At 68.8% G+C, this 16,543-nt stretch carries 14 protein-coding genes; 10 read left to right on the top strand and 4 right to left on the bottom strand.

The window, feature by feature from the left end; translation table 11 throughout:
- The first annotated feature begins 2 nt into the window (after positions 1-2).
- Positions 3-635 carry a TetR/AcrR family transcriptional regulator gene (locus G6N14_RS17190; protein ID WP_085135972.1) on the top strand — a complete coding sequence of 211 codons (633 nt, stop codon included), beginning with the start codon at positions 3-5 and terminating at the stop codon, positions 633-635.
- A gap of 66 nt (positions 636-701) precedes the next feature.
- Positions 702-2,264: a phytoene desaturase family protein gene (locus tag G6N14_RS17185; RefSeq protein ID WP_085135973.1), complete on the top strand. Its 1,563-nt coding sequence runs from the start codon at positions 702-704 to the stop codon at positions 2,262-2,264.
- A gap of 70 nt (positions 2,265-2,334) precedes the next feature.
- On the opposite strand, the gene G6N14_RS17180 is transcribed toward G6N14_RS17185, so the two are convergent.
- Complete coding sequence (locus tag G6N14_RS17180; RefSeq protein WP_407663134.1) at positions 2,335-2,670, bottom strand: PH domain-containing protein; 336 nt, start codon at positions 2,668-2,670, stop codon at positions 2,335-2,337.
- A complete protein-coding gene (locus tag G6N14_RS17175; RefSeq protein ID WP_085135974.1) occupies positions 2,667-4,226 on the bottom strand; it encodes an MBL fold metallo-hydrolase in 1,560 nt (519 codons plus the stop codon). Before G6N14_RS17175 ends, G6N14_RS17180 begins: the two co-directional genes overlap by 4 nt.
- Before the next feature lie 83 nt (positions 4,227-4,309).
- Between G6N14_RS17175 and G6N14_RS17170 the strand changes: the two genes are divergently transcribed.
- From G6N14_RS17170 to G6N14_RS17160, 3 genes are read left to right on the top strand one after another with little or no spacing between them, the layout of a single operon-like run.
- Positions 4,310-5,098, top strand: coding sequence for a lysophospholipid acyltransferase family protein (locus tag G6N14_RS17170; RefSeq protein ID WP_085135975.1), 789 nt, complete (start codon positions 4,310-4,312; stop codon positions 5,096-5,098).
- A 9-nt stretch (positions 5,099-5,107) separates the two neighbouring features.
- A complete protein-coding gene (locus tag G6N14_RS17165; protein WP_085135976.1) occupies positions 5,108-5,884 on the top strand; it encodes a lysophospholipid acyltransferase family protein in 777 nt (258 codons plus the stop codon).
- Between the two features lie 33 nt (positions 5,885-5,917).
- Positions 5,918-6,748 (top strand): Cof-type HAD-IIB family hydrolase, encoded by an 831-nt coding sequence (locus tag G6N14_RS17160; RefSeq protein WP_085136076.1) that lies wholly within the window; start codon positions 5,918-5,920, stop codon positions 6,746-6,748.
- Between the two features lie 61 nt (positions 6,749-6,809).
- Here the strand turns inward: G6N14_RS17160 and G6N14_RS17155 are convergent, their stop codons facing one another.
- A complete protein-coding gene (locus G6N14_RS17155) occupies positions 6,810-8,543 on the bottom strand; it encodes an N-acetylmuramoyl-L-alanine amidase (RefSeq protein ID WP_085135977.1) in 1,734 nt (577 codons plus the stop codon).
- Between the two features lie 166 nt (positions 8,544-8,709).
- The gene (locus G6N14_RS17150) at positions 8,710-9,558 is read right to left on the bottom strand and encodes a hypothetical protein (RefSeq protein ID WP_085135978.1); all 849 of its coding nucleotides are present in this window, start codon (positions 9,556-9,558) and stop codon (positions 8,710-8,712) included.
- A 277-nt stretch (positions 9,559-9,835) separates the two neighbouring features.
- On the opposite strand from G6N14_RS17150, the gene glf reads away from it, so the two are divergent.
- Genes glf through zomB form a run of 5 tightly spaced genes read left to right on the top strand, consistent with a single transcriptional unit; the run spans position 9,836 to position 16,388 of the window.
- Positions 9,836-11,032, top strand: a complete 1,197-nt coding sequence (gene glf, locus G6N14_RS17145) for a UDP-galactopyranose mutase (protein WP_085135979.1) — start codon at positions 9,836-9,838, stop codon at positions 11,030-11,032.
- Positions 11,029-12,924, top strand: a complete 1,896-nt coding sequence (locus G6N14_RS17140; protein ID WP_085135980.1) for a glycosyltransferase — start codon at positions 11,029-11,031, stop codon at positions 12,922-12,924. The genes glf and G6N14_RS17140 overlap by 4 nt, the downstream gene beginning before the upstream one ends.
- A complete protein-coding gene (locus G6N14_RS17135) occupies positions 12,921-13,475 on the top strand; it encodes a phosphatase PAP2 family protein (RefSeq protein ID WP_085135981.1) in 555 nt (184 codons plus the stop codon). Before G6N14_RS17140 ends, G6N14_RS17135 begins: the two co-directional genes overlap by 4 nt.
- Complete coding sequence (locus tag G6N14_RS17130; protein ID WP_085135982.1) at positions 13,472-14,395, top strand: decaprenyl-phosphate phosphoribosyltransferase; 924 nt, start codon at positions 13,472-13,474, stop codon at positions 14,393-14,395. The genes G6N14_RS17135 and G6N14_RS17130 overlap by 4 nt, the downstream gene beginning before the upstream one ends.
- Positions 14,373-16,388, top strand: coding sequence for a terminal beta-(1->2)-arabinofuranosyltransferase (zomB, locus tag G6N14_RS17125; RefSeq protein ID WP_085135983.1), 2,016 nt, complete (start codon positions 14,373-14,375; stop codon positions 16,386-16,388). Before G6N14_RS17130 ends, zomB begins: the two co-directional genes overlap by 23 nt.
- The last annotated feature ends 155 nt before the right edge of the window (positions 16,389-16,543 follow it).

Here is a 16,543-nt window from a genome sequence, read left to right as displayed (position 1 = left end):
GCATGCCCCGAGCGCCCCAGACTGCGCGCAGCGAACGCACCCGTGAAGCGTTGCGCCAGGCCGCGCTCGTGCGCTTTTTGGCCCAAGGCGTCGAGGACACCTGCGCCGAACAGATCGCCGCCGACGCCGGCGTGTCGCTGCGAACGTTTTATCGGCACTTCACCTCCAAGCACGACCTTCTGTTCGCCGACTACGACGCCGGGCTGCAGTGGTTTCGCAGCGCCCTGGCCGCGCGCCCGCCGGGTGAGCCGATGATCGAGTCGGTCCAGGCGGCGATCTTCGCGTTTCCCTATGACGTCGAAGCGGTGACGCGCATCGCCGCGCTGCGCGCCGAGGAGCTCGATCCGGAACGCATCGTGCGCCACATGCGACAGGTGGAGACCGACTTCGCAGACGCCGTGGCTGAGCGGCTGCGGGCCACCGCACCCGGCGGCGCGGCGCGGACCGCCGACGGCGAGGCGCGGCCCGGGCCGGCGCAGCAAGCAGGCGATCCGCTGCCGGTGGCGGTGACCGCGCGCTGCATCGCGGCGGCCGTGTTCGCCGCGATGGAGGTCTGGATGCTCGGGCAGGACCGCTCACTGGCCGAGCTGGCCCGGATGTGCCGCGCGGCCCTGAACTCGCTGCGCAACCTCTAGTTACGTCAATATTGACAAAACTAGGCCCGCCTGCCAGCGTTCCCGGAAAGCGGGAAGGGCGGATCGATGACCGATTACGACGCGATCGTCATAGGGGCCGGGCATAACGGTCTGGCCGCGGCGGTCATCCTGCAGCGCGCCGGACTGCGCACGCTGTGCCTGGAGGCCGGGCGCTACGCCGGGGGGATGGCGTCGACGGTGGAGCTGTTCGACGGCTACCGGTTCGAGATCGCCGGCTCGGTGCAGTTCCCGACGTCGGCCGTGGTCAGTGCGGAGCTGGGCCTGGACGGTCTGGACGCCGTCGATCTCGAGGTCATGTCGGTGGCAATGCGGGGCATCGGCGACGCCCCGCTGATCCAATACGCCGATCCGATGAAGATGTTCACCCACCTCAGTGAGGTGCACGGCGCCGAGGCGGTCAACGGCATGGCCGGCCTGTTGGCCTGGAGCCAAGCCCCCACCCGGGCGCTGGGCCGTTTCGAGGCGGGCCGCCCGCCGAAGTCGCTTGACGAAATGTATGCCTGCGCCGCAAACGAATTCGAACGCTCCGCCATCGACGACATGCTGTTCGGCTCGGTCACCGACGTGCTGGACCGGTATCTGCCTGACCGGGAGAAGCATGCGGCGTTGCGCGGCTCCTTCACCGTGCTGGCGGTCAACACCCTCTACCGCGGACCGGCCACCCCCGGCAGTGCCGCCGCCCTGGCCTTCGGCCTGGGGGTGCCCGACGAGAACACCGTCCTGATGAAGAAGCTGCGCGGGGGGATCGGGGCCCTTACCGGACACCTCTGCGGGGCGTTCACCGCACTGGGGGGACAGCTGCGGCTGCGCACCGCGGTGGCCGAGATCCTGGTCGAGGAATCCGGATCGCGGGTCAGCGGCGTGCGCACCGAACGCGGCGACACCGTGAGCGCGCCGGTGGTGGTATCGGCCGTCGCCCCCGACGTCACCGTCACCCGGCTGCTCGACGCGGCTTCGGTGCCTGAGGACATCCGCGCCCGCTACGCCGGAATCGACCACCGGGGCAGTTATCTGCAGATGCATTTCGCCCTGGACGAGGCACCGGAGTTCGCCGCTCCCTACGAGATGCTCAACGAGCCCGCGATGCAGGCTTCGCTGGGCATCTTCTGCACACCCGAGGAGGTGCAGCAGCAATGGGAGCAGGCCCGTCGCGGTGTCGTTCCGGCCGACCCGACTGTGGTGTTGCAGATCCCGTCACTGCACGACCCGGAACTGGCACCGCCCGGCAAGCACGCCGCGTCGGCCTTCGCGCTGTGGTTCCCCATCGAGGGCAACGGGAACTACGGCCAGATGAAAGCGGAAATGGGCCAACGGGTGATCGACAAGATCACCCGGCTGGCGCCGAATTTCGAGCGCAGCATCACCCGGCACACCACCTTCACGCCGCGCCACATGGGCACCATGTTCGGTGCCCCCGGCGGCGATTACTGCCACGGCCTGCTCAACCCCGACCAGATCGGCCCGAATCGTCCCGGGCCCACCGGGTTCTTGGGACAGCCGTTACCCGTGCAGGGCCTGTATCTGGGCAGCGCGGGCTGTCACGGCGGGCCCGGGATCACCTTCATCCCGGGCTATAACGCCGCCCATCAGGTCCTGGCCGACCGCTGACCAGGACGCCGAGCGTGTAACCAGCGCGAAAAATCCCCCTGAAATTCGGGCTGAGCGCACGTTGGGCGAGTTAGCGGTCGGCGCGCAGTTCGTCGAGCAGCGCCAGGAACTTCTCCGGGTCCGCCGGCGTGAAGGCCGGCCGGGGCCACGGGTCGCCCTGCAGATCCAGGGTGATCAGCGTGGACCGCACCGGCCGTCGGACGTCCAGCGGCAGCCAGCGCCGCAGATCCGAACTGCCCCAGATCCGGAAGCGGTGGGTGAACATGCCCAGTGGCTCGGTGCGATAACGGCGGATCGCCGACAGCGGGATCACCTTGGCGGTTCCGGAAGGGAAGTGGTAGCGGCGCAACGTGATTGCCCGGCGATCCAGCGCCACCAGGCCGTCGTCGTAGGAGTCGCCGCTCACAGTTTCTCGCAGCGCAGTTCGTGGCCCTTGGCGGTCAGGCAGCGCCCCGATTTGAGGTCCCACTCCCAGCCGTGCTGATTGCAGGTCAAGATGTCGCCCTCCACCACGCCCACCTTCGACAGATCGGCCTTCATGTGCGGGCAGCGGCGCTGAATCTGCCAGTCGCCCAAGGTGATGGTCGCCGAGTCGTCATGACTTTCACCGAACCAGCCTTCGGCGTAGACGATGCGGTCCTCGGTCAGGCACTTGAAGAACGTGTAGAGGTACTCGTTGTAGCCGCCGACCCGCCACGCGGAGAACCGCGTGGACAAGAAGATGGTGTTGACCCAGTCCGGCTCGCCGTCACGCAGCACGGTGCGCACCAGCTCGGGCGGAATGCCGAAGCCGTACCGGAACTTCTCACCCGGAATCGGCTCGCGCACCATCCGTTTGGGGAAGTCCAGCACCACCGTCTCGGTGTGCCCGGGGCCGTCGAGCACCAGCTCGACCGGATAGCCGATGCCGTCGCAGATCTCGTTGCTGCGCGCCATGATCGGCTCGAACAGGTCCCGTAGCGGTTCGAGCATTGCCGGACCGGCAGCCGGCGCCCAGGAGGCCTTCTCGGCGGCCAGCGCCGGCGCCATCCGCTGCGCGTAGTCGGCGATGTAGTCCGCCTTGCCGGTGGTGAAGATCGCCTCGACGTCTGCCTGCGGCAACGGGTGTGTCAGCGAATCCAACTGCGAACCGGTGAAGCTGGCGGTACTGCCGGGAATCATCAGCAACCCGCCGTCGTGGCCGTTGCGACGCAACTGATCGAGGAACACCACCTCGTCGGGAAAGATGTTCGCCGGATCGTCGTGATCGTCGTTGAGATAGCGCAGCTCTGGGTCCAGGAAGCACGGCGGACCCGCCGAGGGCACCACCCAGGTGGCTCCGACGTGGGCGACGTATTGGCGGGCGCGGTCCATCTGCCGCTGCCGCTTCTGGATCCCGAACGCCTCCTTGGCCCGGGCCGGCATGTCGTAGACCATCGGGTACCAGATCGCCCCGGAGTACTGCAGCAGGTGCACGTCGACGGTGCCGAAGGCCTGGAGCACATCCAGGTCGATCGGGCGGGAATCGTTCATGTTGAACACGGTGGTCACCCCGTCGGAGACCACCAGCCCCGAGTCGCCGATCGGGCCGTCGGCGGGGGCCCGCAGCGCGATGATCATCACGTCGAGGTCGCCCCTGGGGCCGTGCACCGTGTGCCGTTGCGAATCGGCCGTCTCGAAGAAGCGGTGAAAACCCAGAGCTTCGAGCTCCCGGCGCAGGTCGGGCACCGGGTAATCGGGCAACAGCACCACCGCGTCCTTGTTGACGTGGGCCGCCAGGTGGCGCGGATCGAAGTGATCGTGGTGCAGATGCGAGATATAGAGGTAATCGCAGTCGCCGAGGGCGTCCCAGTCGAGCGAAGAGTTATCCGGGAAGGGGAACCATGATCCGAAGTAGGCCGGATTCACCCAGGGGTCGCACAAGATGCTGCCGGCAGCGGTCTCGATCCGGAAGCCGGCGTGCCCGACGCTGGTGACCTGCACGTGATTCTTCTCCCGACGCTCAAAGAGATCCCATCCGAGCTTACCGGCGGCGCAGCCGGCCCCATCGCCTAGGCTTTGGTGCTGTGGAGCCTTGGTATGGGACTATCGCGTTCGCCGCGCACACGTTGTGGCGTTATGAGGGCCTGAAAATCACCGTCACCGGCAGAGAGCACCTGCCCGCGACCGGCGGCGCGGTGATTGCCATCAACCACACCGGATACCTCGACTTCCTCTTTGCTGGGGTTGCCTCCTATGACGCGAAGCCGCGCCGGCGGGTGCGATTCATGGCCAAGAAGGAAACCTTCGACAACCGGTTGACCCGCCCGATCATGCGCGGCTGCCGCCACATTGCGGTGGATCGCAGCCAGGGGGCGGAGTCCTATGCCACCGCCGTGGAGTACCTCAAGGCCGGTGAACTGGTGGGGGTCTATCCGGAGGCGACGATCAGCCGCAGTTTCGAGCTCAAGGAGTTCAAGAGCGGCGCCGCGCGGATGGCGATCGAGGCGCAGGTGCCGATCATCCCGCACATCGTGTGGGGCGCCCAGCGGGTCTGGACCAAGGATCACCCGAAGCGGCTCGGTCGCAGCAAGGTGCCCATCTCGGTGACGATCGGCGAGCCGATTCCCCCGACCCCGCCGGTCGAAGATCTGCGCGCTCTGTTGCAGACCCGCATGCAGCACCTGCTGGAGCAGGCCCAGGACGCCTACCCCGAGCACCCTGCTGGAGCCTTCTGGGTGCCGGCCCGGCTCGGTGGCGGTGCCCCCACCCCGGCCGAAGCGCTCGAACTCGACGCCGCCGAAGCAGCCCGCAAAGCCGAGCAGCGGGCCGCCCGCCAGCAGCAGCCGCCGAGCCCGACGGGCGCCGCTGAATAACGCCCTGCCATGGAGCCCGTCTTCCGAGCGTTGGAGTTCACGGCGTTGAGCGCGGTGAAGATCGCCGGCGCTCGGATCGACTATCGGGGACTGGAACGCATTCCGGCCCGGGGCGGCGCGGTGATCGCGATCAACCACACCGGTTACGTGGACTTCCTGCCGGCCGGGTTGGCGGCGTATTACCGGGGCCGCCGGATGCGGTTCATGATCAAGGCCGAGATGCAGCGGGTGCCGGTGGTGAACTATCTGATCCGCCACACCCGCACCATCCCGGTGGACCGGGCGGCCGGCGCCGACGCCTACCGGCATGCGGTCGCCGCGTTGCGCTCGGGAGAGTTGGTGGGCGTGTATCCCGAGGCCACCATCAGCCGCAGCTTCGAGCTCAAGCGGTTCAAATCCGGGGCGGCCCGGATGGCCCTGGAGGCGCAGGTGCCGATAATCCCGCTGATCGTGTGGGGTGCGCACCGGCTCTGGACCAAGGATCACCCGCGCGCGCGGTTGGTGGCCAGCAAGGTACCGGTCACCGTGCAGGTGGGGGAGCCACTGGCCCCCTGCGGGGACGCCGCGGCGCTCACCGCCCGGCTGCGCGAGCACATGTCGCCGATACTGGCTGCGGTGCAGCAGGACTACCCGCATCCGGCCGGTGAATTCTGGGTGCCCCGACGACTCGGCGGAGCAGCGCCCACCCCGGAGGAGGCTAGGATTTTGGAAGAGCAGGAACTGGCGGAACGGAAGCGTAAGAGTGCAGGTGGCCATCGGGCCGACCCTCCCGGCACGGAGCTGTAAGGCAGTGCGCGCACCGTGGCCGAGGCCGTGTCGATGACTGGCCGCAGCGGCCGCCCCGCGCTGATCGCCAGCGATGTCGACGGCACCCTGCTCGACGACAACGAAGCCATCACCGCCCGGACCCGGGCCGCGGTGCACGCGGCCGTGGACTCCGGCGCGCATTTCGTGCTGGCAACCGGTCGCCCGCCGCGGTGGATCGCGCCGGTGGTCGACGCGCTCGGGTTCGCACCGATGGCGGTGTGCGCCAACGGGGCGGTGATCTACGACCCGGCCACCGACCGGGTGGTGTCGGCGCGGACGCTGTCGGCCGACAACCTGGTCAAGCTGGCCGAAGTCGTCGGCCGTGCGCTGCCGGGAGCGGGCCTGGCGGTGGAGCGTATCGGCGAGCGCGCGCATGACGCGGCAACCCCGCAGTTCGTCAGCTCGCCCGGCTATGAACACGCCTGGCTGAACCCCGACAACACCGAGGTGTCCCTGGAGGACCTACTGTCCCAGCCCGCGATCAAGCTGCTGGTCCGCAAGGCGGGGGCGTCCAGCGCCGACATGGCGGCGCAGCTTGCGGCGCACGTCGGAACCGCAGCCGAAATCACCTACTCCACCAACAACGGACTGCTCGAAGTGGTGCCGGCGGGGATCACCAAGGCCAGCGGGCTCGAGGAGCTGATCGCTCCGCTGGGGATCGACGTCGAGCAGGTGGTGGCGTTCGGTGACATGCCCAACGACCTGCCGATGCTGGTTCGCGCGGGCCACGGTGTGGCGATGGGCAACGCCCACCCCGACGTCCTGGCGGCCGCGGCCGAGATCACCGCCCCCAACAGCGAAGACGGCCTGGCGCGGGTGCTGGAACGGATTTTCCTTCGCTGACTCTGCGTCCACCAGGCACTGCACTCGAACTTCTTCCTGGTAGGCGCAGAGTCAACGAGGGCTACTCGCCGGCGAAGGGATCGATCACCCGAGAGAAGCGCTCGAGCTGCACCGGTGGTCCCTCCGGCGGCGGCGGGGGCAGCTCTTCGGCGACACCGTCGACGACTCGGATCACCGCTCCGCTGGCCCAGTTGTAGTTCAACGTGCCGTGCTGGAAGTTCTGCCCCACCCACTCCGGTTCAGGGATCTCGGCGCTGGTCGGCAGGCCGAGCACGCCGCGCTCATAGCCCAGCGACGCCCAGGCGTCGTAGATCGCCCCGGTGATGGGCTGTGCGCCGGTCTCCGGCGACCAGTACACCGCGCCGTGTTCGAACGTGGCGTACTTGGTGGAGCCCTCGCCGATCGCCTCCGGCGAGGTGGGCGCTCCGAGCATGCCCTCCGCGCCGCCCAACTCCAGCCAGCGGGTGTGGATGGCGCCGCCCTCCATCACCCGGGCGAGGTCTTCGGGCCCGGGTGGTTCGTTGAATCGGGCGGCGATCTCGCGGATCGCGTTGAGAGCGATGTATCCCTGGTTGCCAGGGCATTCGGTGGCGTCGAGGTCGCGGTGGCCGATGATCGAGGGCAACGTCAGCGATGCACCCCGCGGAACGTTGGTGAAAGAACCACCGGCGGAGGTCAGTTGGGCCATGCCGCGCGGGTCGGTGCGGTCCAGTCCCAGCCGCCAGCCCAGCAGCCGGCCAACGGACTCGAGCTGGATCGGCGGGGGAGGTGCGTCGTCGAAGGTGCCGATCAAGGTCACCCCCCAGGTGTTGCTGTTGAACCCTCCTGCGTGGCTGCCCATGATGCCGCGGGTGAGGCCGCCGGCCCGGCCCTCGAAAACCTGGCCGTACTTGTCCACCAGTGCGTTGTAGCCGATGTCGCACCAGCCCAGGGTGCGGGTGTGGTAGGCGTAGATCGCCCGGATGATCTCCGCGGAGTCTTCGGGGGCGTAGTCGTTGGAACCTGCGGTGTGGTGCACCACGGCCGCGTGGACCGGCCCACTCTCCACGGGTTTGCCGCACCGGCCATAGGCCCCGGCGCCCCAGTGGCTGCGCGGAATGATGTTCGGCGGCTGGCCCGGCGCCAGTACGGCCCGCGGCGGTTGCCACTGGGCGTCGGCGGGGGTTTTCGGCGGCGTGATCAGCACCGCGGAGATGTTCTGGGCAAGCGGCTGCGCGGCGGTGGCCGGCACGTAGCCGAGATCGGCCGGCGCGGATTTCTTCGCGGGCGGGTGCGCCCTGGCCGCCTCGCCCGGGGCGGACGGACCGGCGCCGCGGGGTTTGGCCGTCGACCCGGTGCTGGGCGCGATCGGAGCGGTCCGGGTCACCGCGATCTGTACGGCGGTGGTTCGGCCGACGAATACCGGTTCGGTGCCCTCCGGGCCGGGGGCGGGCGCGTCGGGCCGGCGGGACCCCGGTGCCTCGTGTTTGGTCTCGTGCGCGGTCGCATACCAGGGACCCCAGGTCCCGTCGGGGCGCTTGGCGCGGATGCGGGCCGAGGTCCCGCTGAGGTCAGCGCCGGTGAGGGCCACCATGGTGAACGGTTCGTCCTGGGTGATCTCTCGGACGGTGACGCCCGGTTCCAGTTCGTCCAGGGGTTGTTGGCTCAGCTTGGTCGCGGCGGCGCTCGGGGCGGCCTCCGAAGCTCGCGGCGCCTTCGTAGCTGCCCCGGAGTTCAGTGTCCACGGCAGGATCAGCACGGTCGCGAGAGTCGCGGTCAGCTTGATCGTCGGCGGGGGACGACGACGGGTTGGCACGCACTGATGTTACGTATGTGTCACGTGTTGTAGATGATGCGACACGCGACGGGTGCCCGGCCGGTACCCGGACAGGGTTAACGGCACCGCAGAGTCTTCCGGTGCCCGCCAGGTGCGGGCCGACTCTGCGGTGCCGTCGGGCGGAACAGCTCCGCTGTGTGTCCGGTTAGGGCAACGGCGGCGGGGGCGGGGCGGCGACCGCCGGCCCAGCGCCCTGCGCTGCCTGTGCGATCGAGGGAATCACCACACCCTTGATCAAGTCGATGGCCTGGCCGGCGCCCAACTGGTTGGCCGCGCTCATCAGGTCACTGACCAGTCCGCCGCTGGCGGGCTCCGGCATCCCCAGCGACGGGTCGCCGAGGATCGGGTACGTGCCGTCCAGGCCGGGGTCCAGGCCCACCGGCGAGGTGAGCGGCAGACCGTCGGACCCGAGCAGGCCGGTGTCCGGAGTGGTCAGACCCGGGCTGGTCAGGCCGGGGCTGGTGAGACCGGGGCTGGTCAATCCGGGGCTGGTGAGGCCGGGACTGGTCAGACCCGGGCTGGTCAGCGACGAGTCGGTCAACAGCGGGGGCGTGGTCAGGCCGGAGGTGGTCGACACTCCCGGCGTGCCCAGCGGCGGCGTCGACAGCGACGGGGTGGTCAGCGACGGGTCGGTGAGCCCCGGTGTGCCCAGGCCCGGCGAGGTGAGTCCCGGTGTGCCCAGGCCCGGCGACGTCAGGCCGGGATAGGTCCCGGTCGTGGCGCTCGGGTAGAGCCCGGTCGAGGCGGCGCCGTTGGTGAATCCCGGCACCGGCGGGAGGTTGACCCCGAACTGGGACAGGCCCTGCGAGAGAGCGGTGATCAGCTCACCGGGCAAGTCGGCCACGGACGAGGCCGCGACGAAGTCGTGGTGTTGAGGGGCGCTGTCGTGAGCGACCAGCTCAGATACAGCGATAACTGCGAACGGACTCGCGACCGCCAGGGCGGCGACTGCGCTCATGGTTGTCGAGAGCCTGCGTCGACGTCGGTTCGGCACGGAAGTCTCCTCAATGTGTTTTGCCCGTCAACCTGCGGTTCTGCCGCGGCCGTCGTGGCGTTTACTGCACTTGATATCTGCCCTACGTGACTGACGGTACGCGTGTGACTTGTGTGAAAAGAGTGACGAGATCGAATCGTGAGGAAACTGCGATCAACCGTTCCCCGACGTGCCCGGGCCGGAGAGCACTCGAATCGGCGGGCGAAGTCGAGCTGCGAGCAGGGGCGGCGGGGCGCCGACGATGCGGGCGGGCGCTGGTCGGCTACCCTTGGCGCCGATGACCGCTCGTTTTGACCTCTTTGTCGTGGGTTCCGGCTTCTTCGGCCTGACCATCGCCGAGCGCGTTGCCACGCAGCTCGGCAAGCGTGTTCTCGTCGTCGAGAGGCGTCCGCACATCGGCGGCAACGCCTACTCCGAGGCGGAGCCGCAAACCGGCATCGAAGTCCACAAGTACGGCGCGCACCTGTTCCATACCTCTAATAGGCGGGTCTGGGACTACGTGCGGCAGTTCACCGAGTTCACCGGCTACCAGCATCGGGTCTTCGCCATGCACAACGGCCAGGCCTACCAGTTCCCGATGGGGCTGGGCCTGGTGTCGCAATTCTTCGGCCGCTATTTCTCGCCGGACGAGGCCCGGGCGCTGATCGCCGAGCAGTCCGCGGAGATCGACACCGCCGAGGCGCAGAACCTCGAGGAGAAGGCGATCAGCCTGATCGGCCGCCCGCTGTACGAGGCGTTCGTCAAGGACTACACGGCCAAGCAGTGGCAGACCGACCCCAAGGAACTGCCGGCGTCCAACATCACGCGGCTGCCGGTGCGCTACACCTTCGACAACCGCTACTTCAACGACACCTACGAGGGATTGCCGGTCGACGGCTACACCGCGTGGCTGGAGAACATGGCGGCCGACGAGCGCATCGAGGTGCGCCTGGACACCGACTGGTTCGACGTCCGCGACGAGCTGCGGAAGGCGAACCCGTCGGCTCCCGTCGTCTACACCGGACCGCTGGACCGCTACTTCGACTACGCCGAAGGCAAGCTGGGCTGGCGCACCCTGGATTTCGAGCTCGAAGTTCTCGACACCGGAGATTTCCAGGGCACCCCGGTGATGAACTACAACGACGACGACGTGCCGTTCACCCGCATCCACGAGTTCCGGCACTTCCACCCGGAGCGGGACTACTACCCCGCGGACAAGACGGTGATCATGCGGGAGTACTCGCGGTTCGCCGACGACGCCGACGAGCCCTATTACCCGATCAACACCGAGGCGGACCGGGCGGTGCTGACGGCTTACCGGGCGCGCGCCAAGGCGGAGATGGACTCGGCGAAGGTGCTCTTCGGTGGGCGGCTGGGCACCTACCAATATCTGGACATGCACATGGCCATCGCCAGTGCGCTGAACATGTACGACAACGTCCTGGCGCCGCACCTGCTCGACGGGGTGCCGCTGGGGGAGGGCAGTAAGGCATGACCGACAGTTCGCGCGCGGTGAGCCGGCTTTCGCGGATCATCCTGCCGCGCCAGGGTGAGCCGCTGGATGTGCGCAAGCTCTACATCGAGGAATCCGAGACCAACAGCCGGCGGGCGCACCCGCTGACCCGCACCAGCCTGGAGATCGGCGAGGAGTCGGAAGTCTCGTTCGCCACCTACTTCAACGCCTTCCCGGCTTCCTACTGGCGGCGCTGGTCGATCCTCGGCTCGGTGGTGCTGCGCCTGGAGCTGACCGGATCGGGACGGGTAGATGTCTACCGCTCCAAGGCGACCGGTGCGCGTATCGCGGTGGACGGCAAGCCTTTCGGATCTGCCGAGAACCATGACACCCCGTCGGTCGTGGAGTTCGAGGTAGGTCTGCAGCCGTTCGAAGACGGTGGCTGGATCTGGTTCGACATCACCACCGACACCCCGGTGACGCTGGACCGCGGCGGCTGGTACGCCCCGATCGAGGCTCCCGGCCGGGCGGACATCGCCATCGGCATCCCGACCTTCAATCGGCCCGACGACTGCGTCAACGCGCTGTTGGCGCTGACCTCCGACGCCGAGGTCGACGAGGTCATCAGTGCGGTCATCGTTCCCGACCAGGGCACGGCGAAGGTGCGCGACCATCCCGGCTTCCCGGAAGCCGCCGCCGCGCTGGGCGACCGGCTGTCGATGCACGACCAGCCCAACCTCGGCGGTTCCGGCGGCTACAGCCGGGTCATGTATGAGGCGCTGAAGAACACCGGCTGCGAGCAGATCCTGTTCATGGACGACGACATCCGCATCGAGCCGGACTCGATTCTGCGCGCCCTGGCCCTGAACCGGTTCGCCAAGACGCCCACCCTGATCGGCGGGCACATGCTCAACCTGCAGGAGCCCTCGCACCTGCACATCATGGGCGAGGTCGTCGATGCGGGCGTGTTCATGTGGACCAACGCCCCGCACACCGAGTACGACCACAACTTCGCCACCGACGCGCTGGCCGAGTCGCCGGACCTGCATCGGCGCATCGACGTCGACTTCAACGGCTGGTGGATGTGCATGATCCCGCGCGCCGTGGCCGAGGAGATCGGCCAGCCAATCCCGTCGTTCATCAAGTGGGACGACGCCGAGTACGGGCTGCGCGCCGGTAAGCACGGCTACCCGACCGTCACGCTGCCCGGGGCGGCGATCTGGCACATGGCCTGGAGCGACAAAGACGATGCGATCGACTGGCAGGCGTACTTCCACCTGCGCAACCGGTTGATGGTCGCGGCCCTGCACTGGGACGGCAACATCTCCGGGCTGATTCGCAGCCACCTCAAGGCAACTCTGAAGCACCTTGCCTGCCTTGAATATTCGACAGTGGCCGTGCAGAACAAGGCGTTGGACGACTTCATGGCCGGACCCGAGCACATCTTCTCGATCCTGGAGTCGGCGCTGCCGGATATCCACGCGCTGCGCAAGACCTACCCCGACGCGGTGGTGCTGCCGGCCGCCAGCGAGCTGCCCGCCCCGTCGCAGCGGCGCAGGCCGATGCGGCCGCCGGTGCAGCCGCTGACCATCGGCTACCGGCTCGCGCGCGGCATCCTGCACAACCTCAAGGAGGCCGAGCCGGAGCATCACCGGCGCCCGCAGCTCAACGTGCCCACCCAGGACGCCCGCTGGTTCCTGCTGTGCACCCAGGACGGTGTCACCGTCACCACCGCCGACGGGCGCGGAGTGGTGTACCGCCAGCGCGACCGGGAGAAGATGTTGTCGCTGCTGCGCGAATCGCTGCGGCGCCAGTACCAACTGGCCCGCCGGTTCGACGCGCTGCGCCGGACCTACCGCCGGGCGCTGCCCACGCTGGCCAGCAAACAGCAGTGGGAGACTGTGCTGCTTCCCGACGGTGTCACGTCGGCATGAGGGAACACGCCCTGGACCCCGACGCGATTCCCCCGCACGGCGAGGACGCCGTGCTGGTCGCCGTGCAGTCGGCGTTGGCCGGGCGGCCCGGCGTGCTGCCCGCTGCGCGGGCGTTGTCGCACTTCGGCGAACACAGTCTGGGCTGGCTGGCGGTAGCGGCGCTCGGCGCGCTGGCGCAGCCGCAGCGGCGCCGGTCGTGGTTGCTGGCCGGCGCCGGCACCCTGGCCGCGCACGCTGCCGCGGTGATCATCAAGCGCATCGTGCGCCGCAAGCGCCCGAACCATCCGGCGATCGCCATCAACGTCGGGACTCCCAGCGCGTTGAGCTTCCCCTCGGCGCACGCCACCTCCACCGCGGCGGCGGCCATCCTGCTGGGCCGGGCGGCCGGGCTTCCGGCGCGGGCCCTTCCGGCCCTGGTGGTGCCGCCGATGGCGCTGTCGCGGATGGTGCTCGGCGTGCATTACCCCAGTGACGTCGCCACCGGCGCGCTGGTGGGCGCCGCGGTCGCCGCCGCGGCAATCCGCCTGGACGACTCTGGAGACTCGCGATGAGCGCAGACACCCAAGATCGAACCTCCGAGCTCGGCCCGCCGGGGAACCTGCTGTCCGGCGTCATCAAGGCGATCCGGCCCCGCCAGTGGGTCAAGAACGTGTTGGTGGTCGCGGCCCCACTGGCCGCGCTCGGCGGCGGCGTCCACTACGACTACGCCGACCTGGCGCGCAAGTCGCTGATCGCCTTCGTGGTGTTCTCCCTGGCCGCCTCCGCGGTGTATCTGGTCAACGACGCCCAGGACGTCGAGGCCGATCGGGCGCATCCCACCAAGCGGTTCCGGCCGATCGCCGCCGGAGTGGTTCCGGTGGGGCTGGCCTACGTCCTGGCGGTGGCGCTGAGCGCGGTCTCGCTGGGCATCTCCTGGTGGCTGACCCCGAACCTGGCGCTGGTGATGGCTATCTACCTGGCCATCCAGCTGGCCTACTGCTTCGGTCTCAAACACCAAGCGGTGCTGGACATCTGCATCGTCTCCTCGGGATTCCTGATTCGGGCCATCGCCGGAGGCGTGGCCGCCAGCATCCCGCTGTCCCAATGGTTCCTGCTGGTGATGGCATTCGGATCGCTTTTCATGGCGGCCGGCAAGCGCTACGCCGAACTGCAGATCGCCGAGCAGACCGGTGCCAAGATCCGCAAATCGCTGGAGAGCTACACCGGCACCTACCTGCGCTTCGTATGGACGGCGTCGGCCACCGCCATGCTGGTCTGTTACAGCCTCTTCGCCTTCGAACGCGACAGCGGTTCGGGCTCCTGGTACGCGGTGTCGATCATTCCGATCACCATCGCCATCCTGCGATACGCCGTCGACGTCGACGGCGGCATGGCCGGCGAGCCCGAAGACATCCTGCGTCGTGACCGGGTGATGCAGCTGATGGCGCTGGCCTGGATCGGAACCATCGGTGTTGCCGTCGCCTTCGGCTAGCCGACTCCCACCAGGAGCGACACCGGACCGTAGGGTCCGGCCGCTGGGCTGGCCGGCGATCGCCTACAGCCCGTCGGTGCGGCTGAGCTCCTGGGCCGGACTGGCGGTGGTGCTGGCGATGTTCGCCATCGGAGCGTGGCGGCGACGCTGGATCTCCGACGACGGGCTGATCGTGCTGCGCACCGTGCGCAACCTGCTGGCCGGCAACGGGCCGGTGTTCAACGCCGGAGAGCGGGTGGAGGCCAATACCTCCACGGCCTGGACGTACCTGATGTATGTGGGCAGTTGGCTCGGCGGGCCGTTGCGGATGGAATACGTGGCACTGGCCTTTGCGCTGGCACTGAGTCTGGCCGGGGTGGCCATGCTGATGCTGGGCGCCGCCCGGCTGTACGCGCCCGGCCTGCAGGGCCGCCGCGCTTTGCTGTTGCCGGCCGGGGCGCTGGTCTACATCGCCCTGCCCCCAGCGCGGGACTTCGCCACCTCCGGTCTGGAGACCGGTCTGGTGCTGGCCTACCTGGGCTTGCTGTGGTGGATGTTGGTCTGCTGGTCGCAGGCGTTGCGCATGCCGCGCTCGCGGGCCCGGGGCGCGTGGTTCACCGCCTGCCTGGCGTTCGTGGCCGGCTTCAGTGTGCTGGTGCGTCCCGAGTTGGCGCTGATCGGCGGCGGCGCCCTGGTCATGCTGCTGGTGGCCGCGCCCGACTGGCGCCGCCGGTTGCAGATCCTGCTGGCCGGCGGGGCGCTGCCGGTGGCGTATCAGATCTTCCGGATGGGCTACTACGGCCTCCTGGTGCCGGGAACCGCACTGGCCAAGGATGCAGCCGGGGACAAGTGGTCGCAGGGCATGATCTACCTGGCGAACTTCAACGCTCCCTACGCGCTGTGGGTGCCTACCGTGCTGCTCGCCGCGCTGGGTGCGGCGCTGTGGGTCGGTTCCGCGGTCCGTCATCGGCCCCGGCGTCCGGTTCCCCCCGGTGTCGGCCCGTGGGCCCGGCTGGTGCAAAGTCCCGGGGCGGTGGTCTGTTTCTTCGTGGCCAGCGGACTGGTCCAGGCCCTCTACTGGGTGCGTCAGGGCGGGGACTTCATGCACGGCCGGGTGCTGCTGGCGCCGCTGTTCTGCATGGTGGCCCCGGTGGCGGTCATTCCGGTGCTGCTGCCCGACGGTGCCCGCTATCGCCGGGAGGCCGGTTACCCGCTCAGCGGCGCCGTCGGCCTGCTGTGGCTGGCGGTGGCCGGATGGGCGTTGTGGGCGGCCAATTCACCGGGTATGGGTTATGACGCCACCCGCGTCACCTACTCCGGAATCGTCGACGAGCGCCGGTTCTACTCCCAGGCGACCGGCCAGGCCCACCCGCTGACCGGCGCGGACTATCTCGGCTATCCGCGCATGCGCGCCGTCCTGACCACGATCGCCGCCACCCCCGACGGCGCCCTGTTGCTGCCGTCGGGCAATTACGACCAATGGGACGTGGTGCCCGCGATCTTGCCGGTGCCCCCCGGTCTCGGCGTTGAGACCGATCCGGGTCCGGGCGCAACCGGACCCCACACCGTCTTCTTCACCAACTTGGGCATGCTGGGCATGAACACCGGCCTCGACGTGCGGTTGCTGGACCAGATCGGGTTGGCCAACCCGATCGCGGCGCACACCGGGCGGTTGGAGCACGGCCGGATCGGCCATGACAAGGACCTGTTCCGGGACTGGGTGGTGGCCGACGGGCCGTGGGTCAAGTGGTATCCGCTCATCCCGGGCTACTTGGACCAGGACTGGATCGCCCAGGCGGAGGCCGCCCTACGCTGCCCGGACACCGCGGCGGTGCTGGGCTCGGTGCGCGCGCCGATGGGGCCGCGCCGGTTCCTGTCCAATCTGTTGCACTCGCCGAGCTACACCCGATACCGGATCGAGCGAGTCCCGCGCGACGAACTGATCCGCTGCGGGCTGGCCGTGCCGGAACCGACGCGACCGCAATACACCGGGATGCCGCCGGAGGTGCCCTGAGACGTGCTGGTCTCCGCCTGCGCGAAATTGTGACGGACGTCATTATGCGGACCGGCCAGCCACCCCCTTTTGGCCGGTCTCACCGGCTGGAATGCCGGGGTGGAGCACCAGCGCCGGTTGTCACAAAAGCTGTTCGGGGGCCCGGTAGCGGGCCC

Origin of the sequence: Mycolicibacter hiberniae (assembly GCF_010729485.1) — a bacterium.
Taxonomy (GTDB): Bacteria; Actinomycetota; Actinomycetes; order Mycobacteriales; family Mycobacteriaceae; genus Mycobacterium; species Mycobacterium hiberniae.
Note: the sequence above shows the minus strand (reverse complement) of the source record. Positions and strands in the feature narration are given on the sequence as shown.

Excerpts from the sequence above, each read along its gene's own strand:
- G6N14_RS17165 (WP_085135976.1), top strand. The coding sequence starts at position 5,108 with ATGGAGCCCGTCTTCCGAGCGTTGGAGTTCACGGCGTTGAGCGCGGTG.
- G6N14_RS17135 (WP_085135981.1), top strand. The coding sequence starts at position 12,921 with ATGAGGGAACACGCCCTGGACCCCGACGCGATTCCCCCGCACGGCGAG.
- G6N14_RS17140 (WP_085135980.1), top strand. The coding sequence starts at position 11,029 with ATGACCGACAGTTCGCGCGCGGTGAGCCGGCTTTCGCGGATCATCCTG.
- glf (WP_085135979.1), top strand. The coding sequence starts at position 9,836 with ATGACCGCTCGTTTTGACCTCTTTGTCGTGGGTTCCGGCTTCTTCGGC.
- G6N14_RS17185 (WP_085135973.1), top strand. The coding sequence starts at position 702 with ATGACCGATTACGACGCGATCGTCATAGGGGCCGGGCATAACGGTCTG.
- G6N14_RS17160 (WP_085136076.1), top strand. The coding sequence starts at position 5,918 with ATGACTGGCCGCAGCGGCCGCCCCGCGCTGATCGCCAGCGATGTCGAC.
- G6N14_RS17130 (WP_085135982.1), top strand. The coding sequence starts at position 13,472 with ATGAGCGCAGACACCCAAGATCGAACCTCCGAGCTCGGCCCGCCGGGG.
- G6N14_RS17190 (WP_085135972.1), top strand. The coding sequence starts at position 3 with ATGCCCCGAGCGCCCCAGACTGCGCGCAGCGAACGCACCCGTGAAGCG.